This window comes from Rhodopseudomonas faecalis (assembly GCF_003217325.1).
GTDB lineage: Bacteria > Pseudomonadota > Alphaproteobacteria > Rhizobiales > Xanthobacteraceae > Rhodopseudomonas > Rhodopseudomonas faecalis.
On record NZ_QJTI01000006.1, the window covers coordinates 92575 to 119231 of the forward strand.

At 64.1% G+C, this 26657-nt stretch carries 21 protein-coding genes and 1 pseudogene; 7 read left to right on the forward strand and 15 right to left on the reverse strand.

Translation table 11 applies throughout. From position 1 onward, the window contains the following. Positions 1-131: 131 nt before the first annotated feature. Complete coding sequence (locus BJ122_RS06995; RefSeq protein WP_110780388.1) at positions 132-1079, forward strand: alpha/beta hydrolase; 948 nt, start codon at positions 132-134, stop codon at positions 1077-1079. Between the two features lie 42 nt (positions 1080-1121). Here BJ122_RS06995 and BJ122_RS07000 read toward each other — a convergent pair whose 3' ends face one another. Both BJ122_RS07000 and BJ122_RS19540 read right to left on the reverse strand, forming a co-directional pair. After that, positions 1122-3446, reverse strand: coding sequence for a GAF domain-containing hybrid sensor histidine kinase/response regulator (locus BJ122_RS07000; RefSeq protein ID WP_245407642.1), 2325 nt, complete (start codon positions 3444-3446; stop codon positions 1122-1124). Between the two features lie 231 nt (positions 3447-3677). Next, positions 3678-4249, reverse strand: a pseudogene (locus BJ122_RS19540) (GlxA family transcriptional regulator); the annotation flags it as partial. On the opposite strand from BJ122_RS19540, the gene BJ122_RS19545 reads away from it, so the two are divergent. Beyond that, positions 4193-4366 carry a hypothetical protein gene (locus tag BJ122_RS19545; protein WP_245407650.1) on the forward strand — a complete coding sequence of 58 codons (174 nt, stop codon included), beginning with the start codon at positions 4193-4195 and terminating at the stop codon, positions 4364-4366. The pseudogene BJ122_RS19540 and the gene BJ122_RS19545 sit on opposite strands and share 57 nt — an antisense overlap. A 16-nt stretch (positions 4367-4382) precedes the next feature. Here the strand turns inward: BJ122_RS19545 and BJ122_RS07010 are convergent, their stop codons facing one another. Both BJ122_RS07010 and BJ122_RS19790 read right to left on the reverse strand, forming a co-directional pair. After that, on the reverse strand, positions 4383-4793 hold the full coding sequence (locus BJ122_RS07010) for an NADH:ubiquinone oxidoreductase subunit NDUFA12 (protein ID WP_110780390.1): 411 nt from the start codon (positions 4791-4793) through the stop codon (positions 4383-4385). A 345-nt stretch (positions 4794-5138) separates the two neighbouring features. Beyond that, positions 5139-5390: a hypothetical protein gene (locus tag BJ122_RS19790; RefSeq protein ID WP_347337800.1), complete on the reverse strand. Its 252-nt coding sequence runs from the start codon at positions 5388-5390 to the stop codon at positions 5139-5141. A 156-nt stretch (positions 5391-5546) separates the two neighbouring features. On the opposite strand from BJ122_RS19790, the gene BJ122_RS19795 reads away from it, so the two are divergent. After that, positions 5547-5666, forward strand: a complete 120-nt coding sequence (locus BJ122_RS19795) for a BA14K family protein (protein WP_347337801.1) — start codon at positions 5547-5549, stop codon at positions 5664-5666. A gap of 225 nt (positions 5667-5891) precedes the next feature. After that, positions 5892-8102, forward strand: coding sequence for a lytic transglycosylase domain-containing protein (locus tag BJ122_RS07020; RefSeq protein WP_110780392.1), 2211 nt, complete (start codon positions 5892-5894; stop codon positions 8100-8102). Between the two features lie 562 nt (positions 8103-8664). Here BJ122_RS07020 and BJ122_RS07025 read toward each other — a convergent pair. The 3 genes from BJ122_RS07025 to BJ122_RS07035 all read right to left on the reverse strand — a co-directional run bounded on the left by BJ122_RS07025 (position 8665) and on the right by BJ122_RS07035 (position 14677). Beyond that, on the reverse strand, positions 8665-10164 hold the full coding sequence (locus BJ122_RS07025) for a porin (RefSeq protein ID WP_110780393.1): 1500 nt from the start codon (positions 10162-10164) through the stop codon (positions 8665-8667). Between the two features lie 565 nt (positions 10165-10729). Next, on the reverse strand, positions 10730-12205 hold the full coding sequence (locus BJ122_RS07030; protein ID WP_110780394.1) for a porin: 1476 nt from the start codon (positions 12203-12205) through the stop codon (positions 10730-10732). 465 nt (positions 12206-12670) lie between these two features. Beyond that, positions 12671-14677, reverse strand: a complete 2007-nt coding sequence (locus BJ122_RS07035; protein ID WP_110780395.1) for a carbohydrate porin — start codon at positions 14675-14677, stop codon at positions 12671-12673. A 435-nt stretch (positions 14678-15112) separates the two neighbouring features. Here BJ122_RS07035 and BJ122_RS07040 point away from each other — a divergent pair, with 435 nt between their 5' ends. From BJ122_RS07040 to nikR, 3 genes are all read left to right on the forward strand, one after another. Next, on the forward strand, positions 15113-16846 hold the full coding sequence (locus tag BJ122_RS07040) for an ABC transporter permease (RefSeq protein ID WP_110780396.1): 1734 nt from the start codon (positions 15113-15115) through the stop codon (positions 16844-16846). 11 nt (positions 16847-16857) lie between these two features. Continuing rightward, the gene (locus tag BJ122_RS07045) at positions 16858-18168 is read left to right on the forward strand and encodes an ABC transporter ATP-binding protein (protein WP_110780397.1); all 1311 of its coding nucleotides are present in this window, start codon (positions 16858-16860) and stop codon (positions 18166-18168) included. Between the two features lie 102 nt (positions 18169-18270). Beyond that, complete coding sequence (gene nikR / locus BJ122_RS07050; protein ID WP_110780398.1) at positions 18271-18759, forward strand: nickel-responsive transcriptional regulator NikR; 489 nt, start codon at positions 18271-18273, stop codon at positions 18757-18759. A gap of 12 nt (positions 18760-18771) precedes the next feature. Here nikR and BJ122_RS07055 read toward each other — a convergent pair whose 3' ends face one another. The 8 genes from BJ122_RS07055 to hutW all read right to left on the reverse strand — a co-directional run bounded on the left by BJ122_RS07055 (position 18772) and on the right by hutW (position 26507). Then, positions 18772-19620, reverse strand: a complete 849-nt coding sequence (locus tag BJ122_RS07055) for an energy transducer TonB (protein ID WP_110780399.1) — start codon at positions 19618-19620, stop codon at positions 18772-18774. Next, entirely contained in the window at positions 19617-20051 is a 435-nt protein-coding gene (gene exbD / locus BJ122_RS07060) for a TonB system transport protein ExbD (RefSeq protein WP_110780400.1), read from the reverse strand. Before exbD ends, BJ122_RS07055 begins: the two co-directional genes overlap by 4 nt. Positions 20052-20054: 3 nt before the next feature. Further along, positions 20055-20861: a tonB-system energizer ExbB gene (exbB, locus tag BJ122_RS07065; protein ID WP_110780401.1), complete on the reverse strand. Its 807-nt coding sequence runs from the start codon at positions 20859-20861 to the stop codon at positions 20055-20057. Between the two features lie 22 nt (positions 20862-20883). Next, a complete protein-coding gene (hutX, locus tag BJ122_RS07070; RefSeq protein ID WP_110780402.1) occupies positions 20884-21402 on the reverse strand; it encodes a heme utilization cystosolic carrier protein HutX in 519 nt (172 codons plus the stop codon). 23 nt (positions 21403-21425) lie between these two features. Then, the gene (gene hmuQ / locus BJ122_RS07075) at positions 21426-21761 is read right to left on the reverse strand and encodes a heme-degrading protein HmuQ (protein WP_110780403.1); all 336 of its coding nucleotides are present in this window, start codon (positions 21759-21761) and stop codon (positions 21426-21428) included. Positions 21762-21845: 84 nt separating this feature from the next. Continuing rightward, positions 21846-24170 carry a TonB-dependent hemoglobin/transferrin/lactoferrin family receptor gene (locus BJ122_RS07080; protein ID WP_110780404.1) on the reverse strand — a complete coding sequence of 775 codons (2325 nt, stop codon included), beginning with the start codon at positions 24168-24170 and terminating at the stop codon, positions 21846-21848. Positions 24171-24385: 215 nt separating this feature from the next. Further along, positions 24386-25045, reverse strand: coding sequence for an SDR family oxidoreductase (locus tag BJ122_RS07085; protein ID WP_110780405.1), 660 nt, complete (start codon positions 25043-25045; stop codon positions 24386-24388). Between the two features lie 40 nt (positions 25046-25085). Continuing rightward, a complete protein-coding gene (gene hutW, locus BJ122_RS07090) occupies positions 25086-26507 on the reverse strand; it encodes a heme anaerobic degradation radical SAM methyltransferase ChuW/HutW (protein ID WP_245407643.1) in 1422 nt (473 codons plus the stop codon). Positions 26508-26657 lie beyond the last annotated feature (150 nt).

Here is a 26657-nt window from a genome sequence, read left to right on the forward strand (position 1 = left end):
AATACGGCGGGGAAAGGGCGGCGCGGACCAGCGGCGCTGGTTGTGAACCGTCCACAGCCCAGCTGGTCAGTTCAGCTGTTGATTGAGATATTGGGGCCGACGAAGTGCGTTCGACAATGGACCTTGCAGTCATGACGGTGAAACTCGATCCAGATGCCGAAGCGGTTTACCGGGCGTTCCAGCTCGCGGCCCGGCCGCCCTTGGATACGCTGACGCCGGAGCACGCGCGCCAGCTGTACCGGCAAAGCGCCGCCGAGGCCTGCCCGGACTCGCTGGAAATGGCGTCGGTCAATGATTGCATGATTCCCGGACCGGCCGGCGATCTCGAAACCCGAATCTACACCCCGAAGAAGCTGCGGCAACAGGACGGGCTCGCGCCCGGGCTGGTGTTCTTTCACGGCGGCGGCTGGGTCGCCGGCGATCTCGACAGCCATGACGCGGTGTGCCGCTGCATCGCCGACAGCGGCGAGCTGATCGTGGTCGCGGTTCATTATCGGCTGGCGCCCGAGCACAAGTTTCCGGCCGCGGTCGAGGACGCCATTGCCGCGGCGAAATGGGTGTCGTTCAACGCCCATGTGCTGAAGATCGACCCCGCCAAACTGTTCGTCGGCGGCGACAGCGCCGGTGGCAATCTCGCGGCGGTGGTGTCGATCGAGGCCCGCGACCGCGCCGACCCGATGTTTGCCGGGCAAGTGCTGATCTGTCCGGCGACCGACTTCGCATTGACCCAGCCCTCGCATAGCGAGGCCGAGACCAGCGTGCTCACCACCCATTCGCTGATCCGCTGGTTCCGCGATCACTATCTCAGCGCCGATCACGACGCCCATGATTGGCGCGCGTCGCCGGCCCAGGTCGATGACCTCGCCGGTCTGCCGCCGACCTACATCGTCACCGCCGGCGCCGATCCGCTGCGCGACGAAGGGCAGGACTACGCCAAGCGCCTGGAGCAAGCCGGCGTCGCGGTGGTGCACCGCTCGTTCCCTGGTCAGTTCCACGGCTTCGTCACCATGGGCAAGCTGCTGCCGCAGGCCAATGTCGCGATCGCGGAAATCGGCGACTGGCTGAAGCGGATGTCCTGACGCCGCGCTGATCCTCGGCACGGCAACGACGCCGCGGCGCTGTTACTTCTCCAGCACTTTGCGCACCTGCTCGGCGAGCTGATCGATCCCGAACGGCTTGCCGAGCAGCACCACGCCGGGATCGAGCACGCCGTTATGAACCACGGCATTGCGGGTGTAGCCGGTGGTGAACAACACTTTCAAATCGGGCCGGCGCCGGCAGGCTTCCTCGGCGAGCTGCTGACCATTCATGTCCGGCATCACGATATCGGTGAACAGCAATTCGATCTGCGGATGCTGCCCCAGCAGCGCCAGCGCCGCCGCGCCGCCATCGGCGGCAAACACCTGGTAGCCGAGCGAGGTCAGCGCTTCGACGCTGAAATCACGCATCGCCGCTTCGTCTTCGACCACCAGCACCGCGGCGCCCTCCGCCGCCGGAGCCTCCGCGCGCGGCATTGCGACGGGCAGGTCGCCCTGCTCCAGCATGCGCGGCAGATAGACCTTTACGGTCGTTCCGCGCTCTAGCTCGGAGTAGATCTTGACGTGGCCGCACGACTGCCGAATGAAGCCATACACTTGGCTCAGTCCCAGGCCTGTGCCCTTGCCGACCTCCTTGGTGGTGAAGAACGGATCGAACGCTTTCGCCATCACTTCCGGTGTCATGCCGGTGCCGCTATCCGACACCGCGATCATCACGAATTGCCCCGGCGACACGCCAAAATTGGCGGCGGAATAGGCATCATCGAGATAGAAGTTCTGAGTCTCGATGGTGAGACGGCCACCATCCGGCATGGCATCGCGGGCATTGACCGCAAGATTGAGCAGCACGCTGGCGAGCTGATTGGGATCGGCATGAACTCGCCATAGCCCGCCGGCCAGCACGGTTTCCAGCCGGACGTTGGCGTCGATACTATGGCGCAGCAGCTCCGACGTTTCGGCAACCAACCGGTTGGCATCGACAATCTGCGGATTGAGCGGTTGCTGCCGGGAAAATGCCAGCAGTCGCTGGGTCAACGCCGCCGAGCGCCGCGCGCCGTCCATCGCGGCATCGATATAGCGTTTCACCAGCGGCGATGGATCGCCAAGCTTGCGGTTGAGCAGTTCCAGCGAGCCGATCACCACCGCGAGCATGTTGTTGTAGTCATGGGCGATGCCGCCGGTGAGCTGGCCGACCGCTTCCATCTTCTGCGATTGCCGCAGTTGTTCCTCCGCCGCCAGCAGCGCCAGCGCCTGCTGCTTTTCGGCGGTGATGTCGCGGCCATAGGCATAGACCAGTCGATCTTCCAACGAGGTGTTCCAGGAGATCCAGCGGACCTCGCCCGACTTGGCCACCACGCGGTTCTCAAACGCGGTCAGGTTGTCGGATCGCACCGCAGTCGCCAGCGCTTCTTCTGACTGTGCCAGATCATCAGGATGGACGAATTTGCGAAAATCACTGCCCAACAGTTCGTCCGGGGCATAGCCGAGCACGCGCGTCCAGGACGGGCTGACGGCGCGAAACACGCCGTCTTGATCGACCACCAGCAGCAGATCGCGCGAATTCATCCAGATGCGATCGGCGCGGCGCCGCTCGCTATCGAGCGCCTCGACATTGGCCAGGGCACCGGAAATCTGCCCGGCGATCAGCTGCGAGAAGCCGACGATATCGTAATCGCGCGGCCGATAAGGATTGAGGCCGAGTACCAAGGTGCCGAACGGCTTGCCGGTGCCGCGCGTGATCGGTAGCAGCAACGCCTCGCTCGGTGGAATCTGCCAAGCGCCGCGCGGCAGATGGTGCGACAGCCCCTGCAGCGCAATGCGCCTTGCGCTGACGCTGCCTTCAAAACCCTGCAGCGGCCATTCCACGCCGAGCAGCGGCTGAGCCTCGCGGCTCAAAGCTTCCGCACGCCAGCCTCCGGACGGTTCCAGCAGATAGATGAGGCCAAAAGGAAAATCGCGATTGTTGAACGCGAGCGCGGTCCGCACCTCGCCGATCACCTGATTGATGGTCTGCGTTCCGATCAGCCCGTCAGCGAGCGCACGCAGCGTATTGAGCCGTCGCTCGCTGATCACGCGCTCGGTCTCTTCGGTGACCACGCACATCAAGCCTTCGGTCGCGCCAGTGTCGCCGCGCAGCGGGCTGTAGGAGAAGGTGTGGTAGGTTTCCTCCAAATAGCCATTGCGGTTCAGCAGCAGCAACAGCGCCTTGTCCCAAGTGGCGATGCTATCGACCATCACCGAACGGATGCGGTCCTCGACATCGGCGAACACTTCGCGCCAGACTTCGCGCATCGGCTGGCCGAGCGCTTTGGGATGTTTGGCACCGAGCGTCGGGATGTAGGCATCATTGTAGAAGAACGCGAGATCGGGCCCCCAGCCGAGCCACATCTCGAAGCGCGATGTCAGCATCATGCGCAGTGGAACTTTGAGCCCTTCGGGCCAGCTGGTCGGCGGCCCAAGCGGCGTCGACGCCCAATCATGAGCGCGCATTAGCTGGCTGAGTTCACTCGCCCCGGGAAAAATGTCGGCAAGTATCGATGACGAGGGCAAGCCTTGGTTCCATCGCATGCGGACACACCTGTGAGGCTATAGCAGAGCCGGACGATGCGAACCAGATGCGACCATGATTGCCAAGCGCGGTCAATGGTGCGCCGTCGCGCGGGACGCGCGGCGCAGCGCCTGCGGCGGCTGCTCAAAGGCACGGATGAAGGCGCGTCGCATCCGTTCGGGATCACCAAAGCCGGTTGCCTGCGCAACGCGCTCAATACTACTTGCCGAGGATTGCACCATCGAACGCGCCGCTTCGATCCGCAGCCGCTCCACGGCTTTGGCTGGCGTGGTTCCGATCTCGGTGATGAAGGCGCGCGCAAAATGCCGCGGGCTCATCGCGACCCGCGCAGCAAGTTCCTCAACGGTGAGCCGCTGATGAAGATGCGCACGCACCCAATCGAGCAGCGCGCCGAACCGGCCAGCCGGCGACTGCAACTCCAGCTATGACGAGAACTGCGACTGACCGCCGCTGCGGCGGTGATACACGACCAGCTGCCGTGCGGTCTGCTGCGCAATGGCATCGCCAAAATCCTCGGCGATGATCGCCAAAGCGAGGTCGATGCCGGGCTGATACCCGCCGAACTCCAAATCGCACCGTCGCTGAGATGATCCAGCTGATCCTGGAATATGACCCGGCGCCGCCATTTTCGGCCGGCTCGCCGCAGAGCGCGGCACCGGAGACGCTGGCCAAACTGAGAGATCTGACCGCCGGCGCCCGCGAGCAGCGTCAGGCCGCGATCGAACGCGCGGCCCGCAGGCTGGCCACAGCACAGGTTTGATCGAGCAGCGGCGCCGTTAGGCCGACGGCGTCCAGGGCTGATAATCGCCGGTCGCTTTCGGGCGCCGCCCGCTGGCAAGCGTCGAGCCGGACGGACGATACGCGCCCGCCGTTCCGGTGAGGTTGGGCTGATGCGGCTTTTCCCACTCGCGCGGCGTGTAGTGCTCCGCGGTCGGAGGCACGTCAACCGAGTGGTGCAGCCAGCCATGCCATGCCGCTGGTACGCTGGTGGGTTCAGTATAGCCATTATACAGCACCCAGCGGCGCTCGAAGCCCAGCGACGGATCGATCTTGCCACCCTTGGTCCGGAAATAGCGGTTGCCGGACTCATCGACGCCGACCAGTTCGCCGAACCGCCAGGTCCAGAATTGGGTGCCGAAGGTGAAGCCCGTCCACCAGGTAAAAAACCGGAGCAGAAACAATTTCATACCGTGTCCTCGGATCGCCGGGAGTTTCGTGATGCCACCGGCTGGCAAGAATGTCCAGCGGCGTTCGCGCGCTGCGGCAGCATGCCGTGGTTTCTCCGCAATCTGTTCAGGGCATTGTCAGGCGTCAGGACCTATTCTCGGCGAGGTATTCGCAAGACTGGCGGGCTGAACGAACGACGGGAACGACCCGCTTGAACTGCGGTTGAACCCGTCTGTTGAAAGGAGTTGACGATGATCAGTGCGAGAATTCTCACAAGCGCGGCCGTGGCCGCGTTGCTGACAATCGGCCTGCCTGGAGCGGTGGTTGATGCCTCGGCGCAAGGCGGCCCCTCGGTCGGCGGCCCGTCAGTTGGTGGCGGTGGAAGTCCAGGCCCGAGTGTCGGAGGCGGTGGCGGACCGTCGGTCGGCGGCGGTGGTCGAGGTGGTCCGATCGTCGGTGCCGGACCGTCGGTCGGCGGTGGTCGAGGTGGTCCGATCGTCGGTGCCGGACCGTCGGTCGGCGGCGGCCGAGGTGGTCCGATCGTCGGTGCCGGACCGTCGGTCGGCGGCCCAGTCGCAGGTCGTCCGGGCTGGCAGGGTGGCAGACCCGGCTGGCATGGCGGACGACCGGGATGGCACGGCGGCGGCTGGCGTCATTACCATAACCGCGGCTTCTACCCGGGCTATGCGACCGGGTTTGGGTTCGGGTTTGGCAGCCCATACTACTATTATGGGACGCCTTACACTTATTACGATTATGAGGACGACGAGCCGGTGGTCGCCATCAATAGAGACCGGCGCACGGTCGACTATTGCAAGCGTCGCTTCAAATCCTACGACCCTCGGTCGGGAACTTACCTCGGCTATGACGGCCGACGGCACCCCTGCCCCTGATCGTCGATCCTGAACTCGATTTGCTTGCAGAGCAGCGCCTCTTGGGCGCTGCTCTTTGCATATCACTTGAAGCGCGGAGACCGACGCGGAACGGTCCTGACCGCCTTGGCTGCGACAATCCGCAGCCTCATGGTTGCTATTTGGAAACCGCAATTTCAACATTTCGGTCGCAATCTGAGCCGACAACGAATCCCACCATCGAATCAGATCTGAGGACCGATCGGTTTGTCCCTTCTCTCGTCACCGCCAAGCGGCGTGCTGGCAGTGTCAACGACGGCGCTGCGCGGTTCGGCGGCAACGCTCGCTCTCCTGATCGGCCTGGGCTGCTCGCTGGAAGCGGTCGCTGCGGCCAAAGTCCCCCTGCCCAAACCGCGCCCGATCGCCCGGCAAGCGACGCCCGCAGCGACATCCGACCGAGTACCGCTCGCCACCGCGACATCGCGCGCGCCGGCGCTGGAGCCGGCGACCCGGCAACATGCCGTCACCGCCGCCAAGCCGGCCAAACGAATCGCCCCGGCCGCCCTCGCCGCCACCACCAGCACCTCGCAGGCCGATGTCGAGACGCTGGAAACCGTGATCGAACTGATCCGCAAGCGCAATCCGGCCGAAGCAACCCAGGCGGCCGCCGCGATTTCCGATCCGGTGGCGCGCAAACTCTCGGAATGGCTGATCCTGCGCAGCGATAACAATGGTGCCAGCGTCGAACGCTATCGCGCATTCCTGGCCGCCAATCCGAGCTGGCCGTCGCAGACCTTCCTGCGCCGCCGCACCGAAGCGGCGCTGTGGGACGACAAGCGCGACGACGCCACCATCCTCGGCTATTTCCAGAACGAGACGCCGATTTCCGGCAAGGGCAAACTGGCGCTGGCCCGCGCGCTGCTGACGCGCGGCGACCGCCGCGAAGCCGAGCGGCTGGTGCGCGACGCCTGGCGCAGCGATTCCATGTCCGAAACCATGGAAACGCTCGCGCTGGAACAGTTCGGCGCGTTGCTGTCGGGCAGCGACCACAAAGCGCGTATGGACTACCTCGCCTATGGCAGCGACGGCGACGGCGCCCTGCGCGCCGCCCGTCGCCTCGGTCCGGGCTATGTGGCGCTGGTGCGCGCGCGGCTCGCGCTGGCGCGCAAGACACCGAATGGCAAAGCGCTGCTCGACGCCGTGCCGCACGAATTGCGCAGCGATCCCGGTTATCTGTTTGCCCGCATCCAGATGCTGCGCCGGGACGAGGAGTTTGAGGCGGCTGCCAGGCTGATGCTGAGCGCGCCGCGCGATCCCGGCCGGCTGTACAATCTCGACGAATGGTGGATCGAGCGCCGCCTTTTGGCGCGCAAGATGATCGATGTCGGCGACTATCGGTCGGCCTATCTGATCGCCCGTGACGCGGCGCTGCCGGCCCGCGACATTTACAAGACCGAGCAGGAATTCACTGCCGGCTGGATCGCGCTGCGTTTTCTGAAAGATCCGGCGACGGCCGCGCAGCATTTTGCGCGGATCGGCGTCGGCAGCGTCAACCCGACCGCGCTGGCGCGCGCCGGCTATTGGCAGGGCCGCGCCGCAGAAGCCGCCGGTCGCAGCCAGGAAGCCCGCCAAGCCTATGCAGCCGCCGCGCAGCAATCGACCAGCTATTACGGCCAGCTGGCGCGCGCCAAGCTCGGCCTGCCGCAGATCGAGCTGAATGGCCCGCTGCGCGGCCGCGGCGCGCAGCTGGAGGTGGTCCGCGCCGTGCAGCTGCTTTACGCGCTCGACGAACGAGAGATCGCCGTCCCGATCTTCGCCGACATGGGCGAGAACGGCGATCCCGACGCCTTGGTGGGCCTGGCGGAGCTGGCTGCCCGCAACAATGATGCCCGCGGCATGCTGCTGGTCGGCAAGGCCGCGCTCAACCGCGGCCTGCCGTTCGATCACTACGCCTATCCGCTGGTCGGCATTCCGCAATTCCGTCCGATCGGCCCGGAGGTCGAGCGCAGCGTGATCTATTCGATCGCGCGCCAGGAAAGCGCGTTCAATCCGGCAGTGGTGTCGCCAGCCAACGCTTATGGGCTGATGCAGGTCACCCCGGATGCCGGGCGCTATGTCTGCAAGAAATATGGCGCCACTTTCGATCTGGCGCGGCTGAAAACCGATTCGGTCTACAACGCCGCGCTCGGCGCCGCTGAACTCGGCGGCCTGCTGGACGACTATCGCGGCTCCTACATCCTGACCTTCGCCGCCTACAATGCCGGCCGCGGCAGCGTGCGCAAATGGATCGAGCGTTATGGCGATCCGCGCGACCCCAAGGTCGATGCCGTCGATTGGGTGGAGCTGATCCCATTCTCCGAAACCCGCAACTATGTGCAGCGCATCATGGAGAATCTGCAGGTCTATCGCGCCAGGTTCGGCGGCGGCACCAGATTGCAGATCGAAGCCGATTTGCACCGCGGCGCCGGCGGGGACTGATTCCGGAACGGCTGGCCCCGTGAATGAGGTCGTGAGCGCTGAAAGGCGGCGGCCGTAGCGTGGCCGGAAGGCTCCCCAGGCTTAGCTCCAAATGAGTTCGCAGGAACTGCGTACTTATACCAACGGCTCCGACCATTGACTCGTCATGCCCGCGCTTGTCGCTGGCATCCACGTCTTGAAAGCGCTGCAAGATGAAAGACGTGGATGGCCAGGACAGAACCTCGCCATGACATGCGGATCGGTTGGTATCAATTGCCGTTGCTATCAATTGCCGTTGGTATTAGGCCGGCGCCAATGTTGGCCTGGAGCTAGCCTATGTGGCGAAAGCCGAGTGCCGTGCCCGATCCGCCGAAGGCGCCCCGATCTGACTCAACGGGAAACTTCCCACTCAACATGAATAGTTCAAGCTAAGCGATTAACAATTAACGCTATTTAACCTCAATCGCCGGTCACGCGGGTCCGACCCGTCCGCAGGCATCACCAACAACCGCTGCCGCCAAATGAAAAACCCCGGCGGTTGCCCGCCGGGGTTTCGAGATCGTAGGTCTTTTCAGACCAGAGCTTAGAAGGTGCGCTGCGCACGGAGCAGACCGGACCAGGTATCTTGATCCTTGAACTCATAGGTCCGAACCGGCTTACCAGCACCAGGCCCCCCAGTGATAAAGCCAGAATTGTTCTGATCCAAGTGTGTATACATAACTTCACCCGAGAAGGTCAGCCCCCTGACCGGAGTCCAACGGGTAACAGTTCCGATCTGCGAGATCGCGAAGTCCGGGTTGCAATTTCCTGCAGCGAACGGAGCAGTGAGGGCTTGAGCAGTACAAATCAGGTTAGAACCGCCGCCGCCCCAGTTAACCGAGGTGTAGGCACCGAACAGCGAAGACGACCAAGTCGGGCTCCAGTTGTGGTTGAATGCACCGCGAACGCCCCAGATGCTGGACAACTCGATACCAGTCTGATTGCCAAACACACCATCGCCCGAGGTCGCGTATGCGATGCTCTGGTAAGCCGCCGGATTACCAGTACCACCGAACATCGCAAAGTTATTCGGGCTCACGCCGCCAATCACGTAGCGGCTGGCACCGTGCGCATAAGTGGCGGTGATGTTAACGCTGTCGCCGGGGCCGGTCGGCAGATTCTTGAGCGAGAGGGCTGCCTGAACAGCGTAGCCCCACTTGTCGCCTGGATGGCCAAGCGTTTCATCGAGGGTCGCCCCAGCACCGCGGAGAGCACCGCTCGTGTAGTAGCTCGCCCGAACCTGATGCGCAGCCGCCGACAACTGGAACAGACCCCAAGCCTGGTCAACGCGGATCTGACCAACGATATCCGGAGCCTGGACACCTGCGTAGCTGTTCACGCCGGGAACACCCGCGAGATAGAGCGGACCAGCCGTAGCAGCGACAGCCGGGATAGCATCAACGTTATACAGACCACCCTGCAGATAGGCGCTCTGATCTTCCAACGAGATCGCCGCCGACACGCCGTTGCCGAACTGCATCGTGTACGAAATCTGGTTGATACCGGTCACGTCATCGTAACCGCCGATCAGGAACGAGGTGTTGTTGCCCGGATAACCGGTCCAGGGCGTATCGAACTGAGACACGGCCTTACCGATCGTGAACCCGGCGAACTGGATGAAGGCATAGTACACGCCGACCGAACCGCCGGCGATCGAGTCTGAACCAGTGGTCCAGTTGAACACCGCATCAAAATAGGTGCGAACCACGCCGTATTCGGTGGCGGTGCGGGTGTCGATGTTGATGTCTTGCCGCGACCGGAAGATGTAGTCGTTCTTCAGGCGAGTGCCCTTGCCGGCGTCGCCAGCCCAGGCTGGCGCATTGTAGGCGCCCGAACCGTTGAAGGTCACGTCGGCGCGCAGATAGCCGCCGAGCTTGATGCAGGTGTCGGTGCCCGGGATGTAGTAGAAACCAGCGCCGTACAGCGAGCAGACCTTCACGTATTCGACCGCCTTGGCCTTCAACGGGAGATCGGCCGCTTGAGCTCCGCCCATCGCGACCAGGGCCGCCGCTGAGCCGAGGATAAGGCTCTTAACCATCTTCATGTAAACCTCCAAGTTTGCTCTGTAGGGATGGTTCCGAACCTGCTCGGTGTGTCCCGAAGGTTGGTTCCCTGCTCCCCCTGAAAGCCCGCTTAGTCTGCTTCGCGTCTTTGGACACACCCGCTGAACGCGAGGGACGTAAGCGAACCGTCTAAACGGGGCGACCTCGGGATGCCCCCCTCCGTCGCAGACATGACAATTACTCAACACCCGACTACGCGCAACAAAGGAAAGGCCCCAAGCGGAACTGAGCCCCTGCTTTTCGAACCGGTGTTGCACAAATAACACGGATCAGGTGCTGCACCGCACCAATAAGCTCATGATAAAATGAGGTTTTTCAATTCTGTCCGCGACGCCATCGGAAAGCGTGGCTCTCAGGCCACGGTTCGCTGGACAACTACTCAAGTGGCCCAACTACCCGAATCGCAGCCTTTGACTGTGGAGAAGTGCCGCGCCGAAACTGGCATCATGACACGGCGCGATGGCGCGGAACGCCCTTGGTCCGCATCACAGTCGAACGGCAAAAGCCATGCGCCGCACGGATGCAGCGCATGGCTTGCCCTTGAGGTTAGAAGTTCCGCTGAGCGCGGATCACGCCGGACCAGGTGTCCTGATCCTTGAGTTCGTAGCGAGCGCCAACCGGCTTGGTACCACCCGCATTTACCGCCCCGGTCACGCCCGAGTAGTTCTGGTCGAGCTGGGTCCACATCACTTCGCCGGTGAAGGTCAGGTTCTTGACCGGAGTCCAGGCGGTACGGGTACCGATCTGGATGATGTTGAAGTCCGGGCTACCGACAACGCCGTTGCCGAGCTTGTTCTGCAGCGCCGCGTTGTACATCGCTTTGCCCGTACTGCTGTATTCCAGCGAGCTGTACGAACCGAAGATCGAGGTCGCCCAATTCGGGTTCCAATTGTGGTTGAAGGCGCCGCGGATACCCCAGGCCTTGGTGGTTTCGATGCCGAAGCCGTTGGCGAAGATGCCGTCCGCCGCAGCACCAAAACCGACGCTCTGATAGGCCAGACCGCTGCCACCGAACATCGAGAAATAATTGTCCGTGGTGCCGCCAATGACGTAGCGCGAGGCGCCGTCAGCATAAACGGCATCGATGTTCAGGGTGTCGCCAGCCCCGGTCGGCAAGTTCTTCAGCTGCAATGCCGCCATCACCGCGTAGCCCCACTTGTCGCCAGGGTGGCCTGTCGACTCGTCGGTCGGCACATAATAGGACGCCCGCACCTGATGAGCAGCCGCACCCACCTGGAACAGACCCCAGGCCTGCTCGACACGGATTCGGCCAACAATATCCGGCACCTGCACGCCGGCGTAGTTGTTTACACCGGAGCCAAGACCGCCGAGATAGGAAGCCGCATCACCCGCGTAGCCGCCGGCCGCATTGTTGATATTGAACAGCTGCGACTGGCGATAGCGGGACTGGTCTTCCAGCGAAATCGTGCCCGACACGCCATTGCCGAACTGCGCGGTGTACGAAATCTGATTGATGCCGGTGGAGACGTCGTCACCGCCGAGCAAGTTCGAGGTGATGTTGCCCGGCGTGCCGTTCCACGGCGCCGAGAACTGCGACACCGCCTTACCAAAGGTGAAGCCGGCGAACTGGATGAAGGCGAAGTAGACACCAAGCTCACCGCCGGCGATGGTCGAGCTGCTTCCGCCACTGGTCCAGGTGAACACCGCGTCAAAATAGGTGCGCACCACGCCATATTCGGTGGCCGTGCGGGTGTCGATGTTAACGTTCTGGCGCGAGCGGAAGATGTAGTCGTTCTTCTTGCGATTGTCCTGGCCGGCATCCTTGTTCCAGGCCGGCGTGCCGGTCATGCCGGAGGCATTGAACGCCACTTCGGCGCGGGTGTAGCCGCCCAGCTTGATGCAGGTGTCGGTGCCGGGGATGTAGTAGAAGCCCGCGCCATACAGCGAGCAGACCTTCACATACTCGACCGCCTTGGCTTTGAGCGGCAGATCGGCCGCCTGCGCGGCCCCGATGGTCAGCAGGCTGGCCGCCGAACCGATGATGAAGTGTCGAATTGACATGGTCTCAAACCTCCAAGTTGCTGTCGGGAGGATGCCAAGGTCGGCCGCCCTCGCCTGTCATGATTCAAGCCTTGAGCAACGTCCGGCGGCGCGTGCGGCGGCCAGTGCTGGCAGGCTTAATACGTGCTCGAGAGTGCCCCCTCTGCCGTGCGCTGGACGTTAGAGGCGATCAGCCAATCGAAGATGACAGTTGAGTAAAAATCCGCAGTATGCCACGGTTTGCGCAGCCATCGTTGCTCAAAAACCACGGATTGTGACAGAGAAGCGACCGGGATCGTGCGGCCAATCCCGCAGCATCGGCGCTGCTAACAACAGCCCTGCAACGTCGGCGGACAACCACAGATTCTGCAACCAAGCGTCGATTTGATCGGCGCCTAATTGCGCAAGCGGACGCTACGCCGCGCAGCGCGATTCGCGGATGGCCACACCGCGGCGATCGTGCCGCTACTGGCCGATATCAATTGATCAGAACTGAGTGTGCAGCCGCGTTGCGATCACCGACACTGGGCCGCGATCGCGGTTGTAAGCCGGGTTGGCGATATACTGATAATCCGCCGTCAGCCGCCAGGAATAGACCGGCAAACTGTAATAGGCCTCAAGCACCCGCTCGCTGCCGGGATTGGGCAGACGGCCATCGCCAATAATGGCGGTCATGCCGCCAGCATCGAGATAAGCGATCCGCGACGCCGAGATGTTGTGAACCAACCCACCAAGGCCGAACGTATCGTCCGCCCGCCCCCACAGCCGCCCCGAGACCGAGAGCCCCGCCGACAGCGTGCGGTCGGCATCGGTGAAGGCATTGGTCTCGAGATTCGGGCTGGAGAAACCGGCGCGCGCAAACATGCCGATATCATCGGTCAGCTGCTGCTCGAGATTAGCCGACACGCCGGTCTTGCTGGTGTAGCGCCGCACCATATCGATGCTCGGCGTGGTGCCGGTGATCTGCCCCTGCCGCACGGCGTCGTCGAACCGGCCGAGCCGGGCGCGGTTCAGGAAGCCGGTAACCATCACCTTGCCGGCGCGTCCAAAGACATTGTAGCGGCGCTCGATCTCGCCGACGACCTGGAACTGGCTGAATGACGGATCGAGATCGGTGCTGTTCGGCGTGGCCGGCAGATCGAACAGGCCGGCCCGCATTGTCCAGGCCCCGGTGTACCATTCGACCGCGCCGCCATAGGTGAACGCCCAGGCATCGGCGGCGTAGTCGAAGGTGGTGGCATCGACCAGGCCCCAGTTCAGGAAGTCGACGCGCGGATCGTGGGCATAGCGGTTGACGTCAAAAATATCGCCGACCGAAAATTTGCCGGTGGTGATCACCACCCGATCGGGCGATTGTTTGCCGGCAAACTGGTTCGGACCGCCGGAAATGGTCTCGGTCGCCTCGCCAAGATCGATGGTCTGGCGCACGAAATAGCGTGTCAGCCGGGCATAGGGATAGTCGGAGCCCACCTTGTAGGACTCGGCACTCGGAAATGCGGCGACGCCAAAAGTGCCGCTCAAACCATAGCCTTGATCGATCTCAGGATTGACCCAGGCTTCCGCGCCTTCCCACAGTTTGGTACCGATATAGAGCGTGGTGTCCCAGGTCTGGCGGGCCTGGTTCGGCAAAAGACTGTTCGTGCCGCGATAGGGCGAACGGAACGGCAATGCGTATTGCCACGTAAAGGTGGTCTGGCCGTGGAATGCGAAGCGATCCAGTTCGATCGCATCGACCCCGCGGGTGAAGATATCACTTTTGCCGAGATCCTCGCCGATCCGATAGTTGAGCCCGAGCCGCAGGCTGTGCAGCATCAGATCGGACTGAACGCGCTGTCCCGCGGCCGGGAAATCGACGGCATCCTTGCCAAAGCCGCTGGCCAGATATTCGACGCGCGCGCTCCACGCCGGCGCCAGCGGCACCTCGACGCCCGCGCCCGCCGCCCAGCCGAGCCGCCACAGCAAGGCGGTCTCTTGCTGATCGGCGGCCGGATTATTCCAGTGCAGCCGATCATAGCTCCACGCAAATCCCGCGGTGGCATAAGGCAGCCAGCCGTGAACTTCGTAGCCAAGCCGGCCGCGCACCGTGCCCGACACTACGGTCTGGGTCTGATATTCGCGCGTGCCATCTTGCGGCAGCGCGAAGCTTTGGCTGCCGTGGATCAGATTCGGCGTCACGATGTCGGCTTCGACACCGAGCAGCCATCCCGAGGGCAGCACGAAATTGTAGCCGCCCTGCAAACCCAGGGCATAGCTGCCGCTGCCGCGGAACGCATCGAACATATCGAACAAGCCGATGGTGCCCGAGGGCCCCTGCGCCGCCGCCCAATGCGAGTCGCCGGTGAGGTGGCTGAAGTGGCTGCCAACATAAAAGCCGCGCCAATCGAACCGATCGAGTCCCGCAGCAGCTGGCGGCGCCTTGACCGCGATCTCGTTGCCCAGCGCAGGCGCCGCGATCAACATCGCGAACACACCCTGCATAACTGCCTGCCGCATGGGTTTTACTCCTCGACTCACACTCAAGCCCGCCCCGTATCACAATGCCCTGGCGCCGACCGCCAAATCCGGACGACCTGGACAATTTTCCTGTGGGTGTCGCCGGTCGGCCACAACCTCGCCCACGCCGCCGAAGCGATGCCGATCGTTGACGACAGGCGCATGACAGGGTGGCGCCTGCTATGCGATCCGCTGTGGTGTTGACCGCCATTGCGGGTGGTCCGCTGCAAATCCGATCGTCGCTCCCAGCAAATCACTGAAGCTCTGCTTCAATGGCACCCGATTCGGATTGACAACAATTCGGGGCTTGACTAGGTCGCCCGCACAGCCGGCTTCCCGAGCGAACCGGTTTCGTTCCCGTCGGACAACGCCGCAATCGACAGTATTGTGGCGCCGGCGTCAGCAACTTCAGCAAGTCGATCCACGGTGCCGCGCATGCCAGCTCATGTCGTTACGCCGCCCTCGCTCGGGCGCAGCTTTGTGCCGAACCTGTGGGACATTGTCGCCCTGGTGCTGATCGTCGGCGTGATGGCGCTGGTGGTCTATGGCGGCGAACAGATCAATGTGCCGCTGTCGGCGCTCGACAACCCTGCGGTGTCGCTCGATCCGTGGAATCTGCCGGAATATGCGCTGCGCACCACGCTGCGCATGCTGACCGCGATCGCCTGTTCGCTGCTGTTCACGCTGGTCTATGCCACGGTGGCCGCCAAGAGCCGGCGCGCCGAGATGGTGCTGATCCCGCTGCTCGACATTTTGCAGTCGGTGCCGATCCTCGGCTTTCTGACCTTCACCGTCGTGTTCTTCATGAGCCTGTTTCCGGGCCGTGTGCTCGGCGCCGAACTCGCTTGCGTGTTCGCGATCTTCACCAGCCAGGCCTGGAACATGACGTTCAGCATGTACCAGTCGATCCGCAACGTGCCCAAGGATCTGGAGGAAGCCTCGCGCAGCTTCCATCTCAGCGCCTGGCAGCGGTTCTGGCGGCTCGACGTGCCATTCGCGATGCCCGGGCTGATCTGGAACACGATGATGTCGATGTCCGGCGGCTGGTTTTTCGTGGTCGCCTCGGAAGCGATCACGGTTGGCAATTCCACGGTCACCCTGCCCGGCGTCGGCTCCTATGTCGCGCTCGCGATCCAGCAGCGCGATCTTGCCGCGATCGGCTACGCGCTGCTGACCATGCTGCTGGTGATCATCGCCTATGATCAGTTGTTGTTCCGGCCGATTGTGGCCTGGGCCAACAAATTCCGCTTCGAGCAGACCTCGTCGGGTAATGAGCCGACCTCCTGGGTGCTCGATCTGTTTCGCCGCACCCGCGCATTGCGCGCGCTGTCGGTGCCGTTCGATGCGGTGACCCATTCGATCTCGAACTGGCAATTCCGGATGCCGTGGCGTTGGCCGCGCGGCGTCGCGCCAAAATGGTTGTCGAGGCTGCTCGATGTGCTCTGGGTGCTCGGCATCGGCGTCGGCGCCTTCTATGTCGGCTGGCGTATCTATGGCCAGCTGTCAGAGACGCTGGCGTTCGCCGACGTGTTGAACGCGGTCGGGCTCGGTCTGATCACCCTCACCCGCGTTGTGGTGCTGATCGCGCTCGCCAGCCTGATCTGGGTGCCGATCGGGGTCTGGATCGGACTGCGCCCAAAACTGGCCGAGCGCGTGCAGCCGATCGCGCAGTTCTTGGCGGCGTTTCCGGCCAATCTGGCGTTTCCGATCTTCGTGGTCGGCATCGTGCAATACGGCCTCAACCCGGACATCTGGCTGAGCCCGCTGATGATCCTGGGCACGCAATGGTACATCCTGTTCAACGTCATTGCCGGCGCCAGCGCCTTCCCGAATGATCTGCGTGAGGCGGCCAGCAGCTTTCATCTGCGCGGCTGGCGCTGGTGGGTGAAAGTGGTGCTGCCCGGCATCTTCCCGTACTACATCACGGGCGCGATCACCGCGTCGGGCGGCTCCTGGAACGCCTCGATCGTCGCCGAGGTGGCGAGTTGGGGCCAGACCCAGCTGCAAGCCACCGGGCTTGGCGCTTACATCGCCGGCGCCACCGTGTCGGGTGATTTCCCGCGCGTGGTGCTCGGCATCACCGTGATGTGCGTGACGGTCACGCTGTTCAATCGGCTGTTCTGGCGGCCGCTCCACGCCTTTGGCGAACGTCGCCTGCGGCTCGGCTGAGGAGAAACGAGATGGTCGAGGATCGCATGACCGCCGATCTCATTGAGCTACGAAACGTCTCGCGGCTGTTTCCCAAGGGTAGCGGCGAAGACCTGGTGGTGCTGGAAGACGTCGATCTGACGCTGCGCGCCGGCGAAATCGTCGGCCTGCTCGGCCGCTCGGGCTCGGGCAAGTCAACGCTGCTGCGTATCATCGCCGGCTTGATTTCGCCGTCGGGCGGCTCGGCGCGCTGCCGCGGCCAGGACATCAACGGCCCGCCGGATGGCGTGTCCATGGTGTTTCAGTCCTTCGCGCTGTTCCCCTGGCTGACCGTGCTGCAAAACGTCGAACTCGGCCTGGAAGCGCTCGGCATCGATCGCGCCGAACGGCGTTCGCGCGCGCTGGCCGCGATCGACCTGATCGGTCTCGACGGCTATGAATCCGCCTATCCCAAGGAGCTATCGGGCGGCATGCGGCAGCGCGTCGGCTTTGCCCGCGCGCTGGTGGTTCATCCCGATCTGCTGCTGATGGACGAGCCGTTTTCGGCGCTCGACGTGCTCACCGCCGAAACGCTGCGTACCGACCTGATCGAGCTGTGGGTCGAAGGTCGGCTGCCGATCAAATCGGTGCTGATGGTGACCCACAACATCGAAGAAGCGGTGCTGATGTGCGACCGCATCCTGGTGTTTTCATCCAATCCTGGCCGGGTCGCCGCCGAGATCAAGGTCGAGCTGCCGCATCCGCGCAATCGTCTCGACCCGTCGTTCCGGCAGCTGGTCGACAGCATCTATGCGCGCATGACGCAGCGCCCCGAGCCGCGTGCCGCGACGATTGAGGGCCTGCCCGGCACCGGCGTCGGCCTGGTGCTGAATCACATCTCCTCCAACCTGATGGCCGGTCTGATGGAGACGCTGGCGCGCGAGCCCTATAACGGCCGCGCCGACCTGCCGGTGCTGGCCGAGACCTTGCAGCTCGAAGCCGACGAATTGTTCGTGCTCGCCGAAACGCTGCAACTGCTGCGCTTTGCGCAAGTCAGCGAGGGCGACATCGTGCTGGCCGAACCGGGCCGGCGCTTTGCCGAACTCGATACCGACGCCCGTAAAAAGCTGTTTGCCGAACATCTGATCACCTATGTGCCGGTGATCGGCCTGATCCGGCGCGTGCTCGACGAGCGGCCCTCGCACACCGCCCCGGCCGCCCGGTTCCGCAACGAGCTCGAAGACTATATGTCGGAGGACTATGCCGACGAGACCTTGAAGACCATCGTGTCGTGGGGCCGCTACGCCGAGCTGTTCGCCTATGACGAACAGTCCGAGCTGTTCAGCCTGGAAAACCCGCACTGACCGGCCAAACCGGCGCCGCTCGACCGGCGCCCGGCGCTCCGCTATCGTGGCCGCAACGGCGCAGCACGCATCTTGCGCCGGCGTTCAGGGGGAGGACGGCCGATGCAGCGGATCACCATGACGCTCGACGGTGAATTGATGGACGAGCTCGATCGCTTCATCGCGGCGCGCGGCTATCAGAACCGTTCGGAAGCGATGCGCGATCTGGTGCGCGCCGGCCTGCAGCGCGAGCGCGAGGACGCCAGCGCCGCACCCGCCGCCGAGGCGCCGACCTGCATGGCGGCGCTGGTCTATGTCTACGATCATCACATCCGCGAGCTGTCGAAACGCCTCGCCCATACCCACCACGATCATCATGATCTGTCGGTCGCAACGCTGCATGTTCATCTCGACCATGACAGCTGCATGGAAGTGGCGGTGCTGCGCGGCGACACGGCTGCGGTCCGCCACCTCTCCGAGCATGTGATCGCCGAGCGCGGGGTGCGCCATGGCCGGCTGGTGACCATTCCGGTCGATCTGCGCAGCGAGCAACACGCCCATGGCGAGCACAGCCATCACCATCAGCACGCTTACGTCAAAGAGGCCGGCTAAACGCCGGTTCCGTCACCGCACCGAAAAACGCACCGGCACCGAAAAGCTCATCTGGGCATGCGGCACGTCATCGGGGAATGACGGCAGCGGCTGGGCGCGCTGGATCATCGCCATGGTCTCGGCATCGAGCGCGCCATAGCCGGATGACGACGCCAGCCTGCTGCTCAGCACCCGGCCGTTGCGCGCCACCACAAAACTCAGCATGGCCGTGCCCTGCTCGCCCGCCGCCCGCGACGCCGCCGGATATTGCTTGAAGCGCTGCAGATGCGCGGCCAGCAGCGCCCGATAGGACGGCAGCGACAGCGCCGCCTGGGCGCCGGCGACCGAGCCGGTCAGCGTTGGTGCGCTGCGCTCGGCGCGCGGCGCGGCGCTGGTGCGCGGCGCCGGCGGCTGCTCGGACTGGTGCAGCTTGGCTTCGCGCTGCCGCTTGACCGGCTTCTGACGCGCCACCTGCTGCTTGCGCTGCTCTGCGGGCTTCTCCGCAGGCTCAATCTTGTCGGCCGCCGGCAGCGTCACCACCGGCGCCGGCTGAGGCGGCGTCGGCGCTATTGCGGCCGCCGCGGCGGTGTCCGGCTCAGGCTCGGGCGGCGGTGCCGATTCCGCAGCCTGCTGCATCTCGGGTCCCGGCGCCAGATCGAGCGGCGTGGTTTGCGGCGACGCGGACGCTGGCGCCAGATCGATCAGGATCGCGGCGGTCGGCGATCCGGGCGGCGGGCTCGGCACCTGCAGCGCCAGCGCGGCGGCAACGGCCCCGGCGTGCAGGCCGACGATCACCGCGGCCGACAACACCCAGCGCGAGGTCGCGCCGCGCTCACCCAACACATGCAGTGCCAGACAATTGCCGCCGATGGTGTTGCTCATGGCATCGCTCCACTACCTTCCAGCCCGACCAACGCCACCTTGAGATAGCCGGCGTCGCGCAGCAGGTTCATTGCCGCCATCAGCTCGCCATAGCTGACGGCCTTGTCGGCGCGCAGAAACAGCCGCTCGTCCTTGTTGCCCTTGGTGGCGCCATCGAGCGCACCAGCCAAACCCTCGCGCGCCACGATCTGTTCGCCGACCGCGAGCGACAGATCCGATCGCAGCGACACAAACACCGGCTGCTCCGGCCGCGGCTGCGGCTGCGCGGTGCTCGACGGCAGATCAACGCCGAGATCGACGGTGGCGAGCGGCGCGGCCACCATGAAGATGATCAGCAGCACCAGCATCACGTCGATGAACGGCGTGACGTTGATCTCATGCGCCTCAACCAGATCATCATCGCCGCCGCGGCGCCTCACCCATCCGGCCATGGCCTACCTCACCGCCCGCACCGAGCGCGTGGTCGCGCGCGTGCCTTCACGGCCAAGCATCAGCACAATCTGGGCAGCGGCATCGCCGAGCAGCGCGCGATAACCGGAAATCCGCCAGGCAAGATGGTTGTAGATCACCACCGCCGGAATCGCGGCAACGAGCCCGAGCGCGGTCGCCAGCAACGCTTCGGCGATGCCGGGCGCGACCACGGCCAGATTGGTGGTGTGCGCTTCGGAAATGCCGATGAAGGCATTCATGATGCCCCACACCGTTCCGAACAGGCCGACGAACGGCGCGGTGGCGCCGATCGTCGCCAACAGCCCGGTGCCGATGCCGATGCGCCGCGCCGCCGCGGCTTCGACCCGCTCCAGCCGCAGCAGCACCCGTTCCTTGAACTCGGCGCTCTGCACCACGCCCGACGACAGCCGGGCTTCGCGCCCGACCGTCCGGATCATCTCGGCAACCGCGTCGCTCGCCTCGCCGCAATCCGTTTCGGCCTGTTCGAGGCTGCTGTCGCTTTCCAGTGAACGCAGCCGGCCGCGCGCCAAGGCCAGCTCGCGGTGCAGCTCGATCGATTTGGCCAGCCACACCGTCCATGCCGCCAGCGAAGCTGCCGCCAGTCCGACCATCACCACTTTCACCACCACATCGGCATTTTGGAACATGCCCCATGGCGACAAATCGCGCGGCAGCGACGCCGCATCCGGCGCCGCCGCTGCCGATGTCGCGGTAAGGCCGAGCAGCACGATCACCGCGCTGGTCATTGCTAGCTGTCGCCGCGCAGCGATCAGCTGATTGCGCCCCGTCATCTCCGGCACATCCTTATCGTCGCTACGCCGCTTGCTTGGCTTCCAGGCTGGCCGCCAGCGCTCTGAACTGCGCGAGCTGGTCGGCGCGCAGCTCCTTGGCTTCGTCGCGGCCGACAAACACCTTGAACATGATGCCGCCGTGCTGATTGAGGAACGCGATGAACGCGGTGGCCTTGCCCATGAACGGCCGCTCCACAAAGGCAATCGCCGCGCAATTGTCGTGACGGAGGTGACCGTGCAGTCCCTTGGGCTGCATCAGATTGAAGTAACCGCGCGACAGCTCGCCAGGCGGCACGCTGCCGGTGAATTCAAAGATCGCGTCGTCAGTGTGCACGATCAGAGTCACCTCGCCCCAGCCGGAGATTTCCTCCATCACCGTGGCAAAGGCTTCGCCGAGTGCGAACTTCACCATGCCGGCCGGCAGCGCTTCCAGCACCGCCCGCGGTGCAATCTGGCGTTCCTTGGCCACCTCCTCGATCACCGCGCCAGGGCGCTGCGCCAGATAGGTTTTGAGATCAGCCAGCGTCGTTTCGGTGGTCATCGTTATTTCTCCCTGCATTATGGTCAGGCCGCAGCGTCGGCTTTGGACTCGGAACGGATCACCTCAAAGCCCTCAAAGCGCGGATGGCCGAGATAGAGGCTCTCGCCACTGTCATTGCCGGCGCGGGCATGGGACCGGCGGAATTGTTCAGAGCTGGTCCAGGCTTCAAACGACGCCTTGTCGGCCCAGCTGGTGTGAGTGGCATACAGCGTGTGATCGTCGAGCGTTGGCCCCTTGAGCAGCCGGAATTCGATGAACCCTGCCATGTCGTTCAAATACGACTCGCGCGTCCGCCAGATCGCCTCGAAAGTCGGCTCCGCGCCGATCCGCACCTGAAATCGGTTCATGGCAATGTACATCACGCCTCCTTGCTTGCTGCTTGCTATTATCCGCTGGCTATGCAGCGCCGCCGCCGGTGATCGGCGGCGGCACTCCGTATTTGATCAGGCGCCCCCAAAATGCACTCTCAGGCCGCCCTTGTAGACAATGCCGGGACCGGGGCTGCTGAACAGCACGTCGTTCTGGGTCGAACCATCAACTGACGACCCCGGGATCGCATAAGGCCGGTAATACGCGTTCAGCAGGTTATCGATCGAGAAGTTGAGCGTGATATCGGCGGTCGGCCGATAGGCCACGTTGAGATTGACGAGGTCATAGGCGGTCGACGGCAGATAGCCCGGAATGGTCGGTGTAGCCGCGTACGACGCCCATTGCGCGGCGATCGTCAGTTGCCGGTCGAGCAGCCGCACGCCGCCGCCGGTGACGATCTTGCGCGGCTGCACGGTGGCGAGCGCGACGCCGGTTTCGACATTGTTGCCTTGCTGCCAGGTGCCGGTCACGCCGACAAACCACATGCCGGCATCATAGGCGGTCTCGAACTCGACGCCTTCGATCCGCACCTGGGGGATGTTCTGGTACTGATAGAACTTGCTGTACATGCCGAACATGGTGGCCTGCGGTGCCGAGCCCACCATCTCGATATAGTCGTCGACGTCGTTGCGGAACACGTTGATCTTGCCGCGCAACGTGTCGCCTGCGGCGAAGACGTCGTTGTATTTCAGGTTGACGCCCGCTTCCTTGTTCTTGCCGACTTCCGGACGCAGGCCCGGATTGGGCAACAGGCAGAACAGCGCCGCGCGGCCATCCGGGCAGATGAAGATCGGCGGACCGCCGCCGGTCGAGTGGCTGCCGGTCACCAGCGTTTCGGTGATCGACGGCGCGCGATAGCCTTCGGCATAGCTGACATAGGGCGTGACGCCGGCGAGCGGCGTGACGCCGATCGTGATCTTCGGCGACAGCCGGCTGCCGCTGGCGCTGGTGGTCAGCGATGACAGCTCATAATGGTCGTAGCGCGCCGCGCCGATCACTTCGAGCCAGTTGGCGTAATTGTTCTTGAGCTGCACAAAGCCGCCGGACACGGTGCGTTCGCCGCTCGGCGTGGTGACGTTGGAGTTGCCGCGCGAATCCGTGGTCTTGACGCTGTCGTTGAAGGCATCGACGCCATAGGTGACCGCGGTGCGCCAATCGCCGAACTGGAAGCGGCTGGTGTTGTTGGCATCAATGCCGATGGTGTCGAGCAGATAGCTGCGCTTGTCGCCGATACAGCCGGAAATGTTGTTGCCGTAATTGCCGGGGCCGCAATAGGACGAGCCGCTGGTGGAATAATGATAGGTCTTGGTCTGGTCGTTGTCGGTGCGATTGCCGTACAGATTGACGTTCCAATCGAACCAGGTGTCGTCGGGCTTGGCGTAGCGCCAGGAGATCGTGCCGGTCGAATTGCGGACATTCGAGGCATAGACCGACGAGCCCTGATACAGCGCGCGCTGCGCCGCGGTCAGCACCGGGCCGCGGTTGAACTGGCCCATGTTGTAATCATAGTCCTGATAGAGGCCGCCGAATTTGATCTCGTGGCCGTCGGCCGGGCGCACCGTGAACTTCATCAGGCCCGCGGCAATGTCGTTGCCGGTGTTGCCGATCTCGGTGCCGGCACCATCCTTGTAGTTGCCCTGGGTGCGATAGACCGCGCCGCCGAACACATCGACGGTGGGATCGACGCGCACGCCGCCGAAGATCGACCCGAGCCCGCGCGCGTTGTTGGAGCCGTAAGAACCGGCCATATCGACGCCCCAGCGCTCGCCGGGACGCACCACGTCATTGATGTCCTTGGTGCGGAGCGACACCACGCCGCCGATCGCGCCAGAGCCAAAGATGTTGGCGCTCGGGCCGCGCACCACATCGACGCCGCCGATCAGTTCCGGATCGAGGAAGAACGAACCCTGGGCATGATGGCCGGAGCGCTGATAGTTCTGGCGCGCGCCATCGACCACCACGGCGACCCGGCCGAAATCCTGCAAACCGCGGATGTTGATCGAGCTGGAGGCATCATCGCCGCGATCCTGGAACGACACGCCGGGCATGGCGGTGAACACGTCCTGCAGGCGCTTGGGCTGAATGCCCTGGATCTGTTCCAGGGTGACGACGCTGACCGGCGCCAGCGCGTCGATCGCCTTCTCTTCGCTCTTGCTGGCGACGATGGTGATGGCATCGAGCGATTGCTGGCTCGGCTGGCCGACCTGCGCATACGCGCGCTCGAACCGGCTGTGCGCGGCGGCCTGTTGCGGCTGCGCTTCGGCCGGCCTCAGTTGCTTCTGCTTCTTGGACGGCTGCGACGGCGTGGCCGCACTCTGCGCATGGCTTTGCGCTGCCGTGAGCGCAATCACCGAAACGGAAAGGACCAGCGCTCGCGCGCCATTGTTCAACACCAGCATGACAGCCCCGGTTGTTCTGAGTTTTGAGGCTGGCGGGCTCACCTCCTGCGAGGCAGCTGGCTGGCAGTTTGCGATCAGCGATTGCCAATCGTTCGCATTTTGCTAACCAATCGCGCCGGCACCGTCAATCGCAGTTCGCGTGAGATTAAAGCGATTATAGATGCCGGCTGCGGGTTGCTGCGCGGCACGCTGGCGCCGCACAGCCGATGATCGTCTCAGAGCTGAAACTCGCGCAGATCGGCGGGTTCCAGCGGCAGCGTCGTGCGATCGACGGTGGCGAGCACGCGCTTGATGGAACCGGGCGCGTCCAGACACTTCAACACCATCTCGGCCAGATCGGCGCGGTTGATCCGGCCATGGACGCGCGGGTCCTCATAGAGCGCGCCATTGCCGGTCGGTTCGCCCTCGGTCAGGCCGCCCGGCCGGATGATGGTCCAATCAAGATCGAGCGCACGCAAATGATCTTCGGCGCGGGTCTTGGCCTCCAGCACTGGGCCGATCGCGGCGATGATGCGCTCCGACGCATAGGCCCGGCTATCGCCGCACGCCAGCGACGACACTTGCAGCACCCGGCGCACGCCGCAGGCCGCCGCGGCATTGCTGATCGCGTTGTTACCGTCCTCATCGACCATGCGCCGTTCGCTGGGTCCCGCGCCGACCGTGGAAATGATCACATCCGGCACCAGCGCGCGCACCGTGCTCACCACCTGTTGGTCATCGAACAAATCAAGCGCCACGGCATCAGCGACGCCCTGCAGCGCCTGCAGCCGGGCTTGATCGCGCCCTGCGGCCAAAACCTGCAGGCCACGCGCGGCGGCCATTGTGGTCAGATGCTGACCGGTGCGGCCGGTCGCGCCAAAAATCAGAACCTTCATGCTGGGTAAACAACTCCAATTCGATCGATAAAGCGAGCGATCACGGACAACCGCGAGGGGTAATCACCGGCGGCGAACTGTCCAGCCCCGCCGACAGGCCGCTGGTGAGATTGCCGATCCAGAACGCCCCTGCCCGGCTCGGCACGAAACTGTTGTGATTGAGTTCGCCAAGCCCCGCTTCAGTCCAATTGGCAAGCAGCGGCGCCACGGCGGCGCGGAACCCGGGACGCAGCGCTTCGACCGCGGCGAGATCGAGCTGCCCGGCCTCGAGCCCGGCGGCGATGGCGGCATGCGCGCCGTGATGCGTTGGCACCAGCGCCAAGCCCTCGACCGGCGCACGGTGCTCGGCCAGCATCTGCCGGCGCTCAGCGACATTGATGACGTTGCGCCAGCGATAGCCATGAGCCTGACCGCCAGCTCCCGGCCCAAACGGCAGGCAGGGCGCACCGCGCTTGATTGAGGAATTGTAGCGATTGCGCTCGCGCTGTGACTTCACCATGTGCGACTGCGAGACTTGCAGCCAGCCATAGGCTTCCAGCCGATCGACCGCGTCGGCATAAGCGCGCGCCTGCACCGCGATGCCGGCCTGGGCCGGCAGCTTGCCGCTGGCGATCGCGCGCGACAGCGGACCGCCCGGGAACACGTTGAGCGCATAGAGCGTGACGCCATCGAGCCCGATGTCATTGACGGTCTCGATATCGCGCCGCCAATCTTCGGCGCTCTGCCCCGGCAGGCCATACATCAGATCGCACACCACCACGGTGCGATCGAGTGCCACCAGCTCAGCCAAGAACGCCTTGACGTCGTCGCCGTTCAGCTTGCGGCCGAGCCGCCGACGCACTTCGCTGGCAAAGCTCTGCACGCCGATCGACAGCCGCGTGACGCCGGCATCGGCAACCGCGATGGCTTTGGAGGGCGCAAATCCGAAGGAACGACCCTCCATGGTGATTTCGCAATCTGGCGCGAGCGGCAGATAATCGTGCAGCGCCCGCACCAGCCGCGCCATCTGATCTTCCGGCAGCGCCGACGGCGTGCCGCCGCCGATATAGACCGCATCGATCGGCGCCGACGCGACCAACGCCGTGTCAGCCTTGCTGGCAAGCTCGGCGATGACATCATCCACATAGTCCGCCGCCACCTCCGGCCGCCAGACATTTTGGAAGAAGCCGCAGAACAGGCAGTGGTTCTGACAATACGGCACGTGCAGATAGGCGACCGCGGCCTGTTCGCGCGGTGTCGCATAGATTTCATGCAACACTGCATCGACATCATCCGCTTCGACCGGGCGACTGCCGCGCCACGGCGGCGAGAACGATCGCTTGGCAAAGGCTTCCGTCAACGGATCACAGCCGACCCGAACCAAATAATCGGCGATCCGCGGCGGCTCCATGCTGCCGGGATGGTGATGAAATTTCGGCTTTGCCTGTGCAGCCGCGCTACTGACACCGCTCGCGTCACTCATCCGCACTCACGCCCCCTTGCGAAGTGATGAGCACGCCCGATCGTCTCCGCCGCCTGCCTTACAGACGCGCGGATCCGACAGGCCGATCTGTCATCACGCCCGATTGCATCAATTCGTTTGAAAGGCTGGCGGGCGCTGCCGAAGGCAGGA

What these genes read in the sequence shown, in the direction of transcription:
- hutX (WP_110780402.1), bottom strand. Translation starts at nt 21,402, where the DNA reads ATGACCACCGAAACGACGCTGGCTGATCTCAAAACCTATCTGGCGCAG.
- exbD (WP_110780400.1), bottom strand. Translation starts at nt 20,051, where the DNA reads ATGGCCGGATGGGTGAGGCGCCGCGGCGGCGATGATGATCTGGTTGAG.
- hutW (WP_245407643.1), bottom strand. Translation starts at nt 26,507, where the DNA reads ATGAGTGACGCGAGCGGTGTCAGTAGCGCGGCTGCACAGGCAAAGCCG.
- BJ122_RS07010 (WP_110780390.1), bottom strand. Translation starts at nt 4,793, where the DNA reads ATGAAATTGTTTCTGCTCCGGTTTTTTACCTGGTGGACGGGCTTCACC.
- BJ122_RS19545 (WP_245407650.1), top strand. Translation starts at nt 4,193, where the DNA reads ATGATCCAGCTGATCCTGGAATATGACCCGGCGCCGCCATTTTCGGCC.
- BJ122_RS07055 (WP_110780399.1), bottom strand. Translation starts at nt 19,620, where the DNA reads ATGAGCAACACCATCGGCGGCAATTGTCTGGCACTGCATGTGTTGGGT.
- exbB (WP_110780401.1), bottom strand. Translation starts at nt 20,861, where the DNA reads ATGACGGGGCGCAATCAGCTGATCGCTGCGCGGCGACAGCTAGCAATG.
- nikR (WP_110780398.1), top strand. Translation starts at nt 18,271, where the DNA reads ATGCAGCGGATCACCATGACGCTCGACGGTGAATTGATGGACGAGCTC.
- BJ122_RS07080 (WP_110780404.1), bottom strand. Translation starts at nt 24,170, where the DNA reads ATGCTGGTGTTGAACAATGGCGCGCGAGCGCTGGTCCTTTCCGTTTCG.
- BJ122_RS07045 (WP_110780397.1), top strand. Translation starts at nt 16,858, where the DNA reads ATGGTCGAGGATCGCATGACCGCCGATCTCATTGAGCTACGAAACGTC.
- hmuQ (WP_110780403.1), bottom strand. Translation starts at nt 21,761, where the DNA reads ATGTACATTGCCATGAACCGATTTCAGGTGCGGATCGGCGCGGAGCCG.
- BJ122_RS07085 (WP_110780405.1), bottom strand. Translation starts at nt 25,045, where the DNA reads ATGAAGGTTCTGATTTTTGGCGCGACCGGCCGCACCGGTCAGCATCTG.
- BJ122_RS07025 (WP_110780393.1), bottom strand. Translation starts at nt 10,164, where the DNA reads ATGAAGATGGTTAAGAGCCTTATCCTCGGCTCAGCGGCGGCCCTGGTC.
- BJ122_RS07040 (WP_110780396.1), top strand. Translation starts at nt 15,113, where the DNA reads ATGCCAGCTCATGTCGTTACGCCGCCCTCGCTCGGGCGCAGCTTTGTG.
- BJ122_RS07035 (WP_110780395.1), bottom strand. Translation starts at nt 14,677, where the DNA reads ATGCGGCAGGCAGTTATGCAGGGTGTGTTCGCGATGTTGATCGCGGCG.
- BJ122_RS19790 (WP_347337800.1), bottom strand. Translation starts at nt 5,390, where the DNA reads ATGCCAGCCGGGTCTGCCACCCTGCCAGCCCGGACGACCTGCGACTGG.
- BJ122_RS06995 (WP_110780388.1), top strand. Translation starts at nt 132, where the DNA reads ATGACGGTGAAACTCGATCCAGATGCCGAAGCGGTTTACCGGGCGTTC.
- BJ122_RS07030 (WP_110780394.1), bottom strand. Translation starts at nt 12,205, where the DNA reads ATGTCAATTCGACACTTCATCATCGGTTCGGCGGCCAGCCTGCTGACC.
- BJ122_RS07000 (WP_245407642.1), bottom strand. Translation starts at nt 3,446, where the DNA reads ATGCTGACATCGCGCTTCGAGATGTGGCTCGGCTGGGGGCCCGATCTC.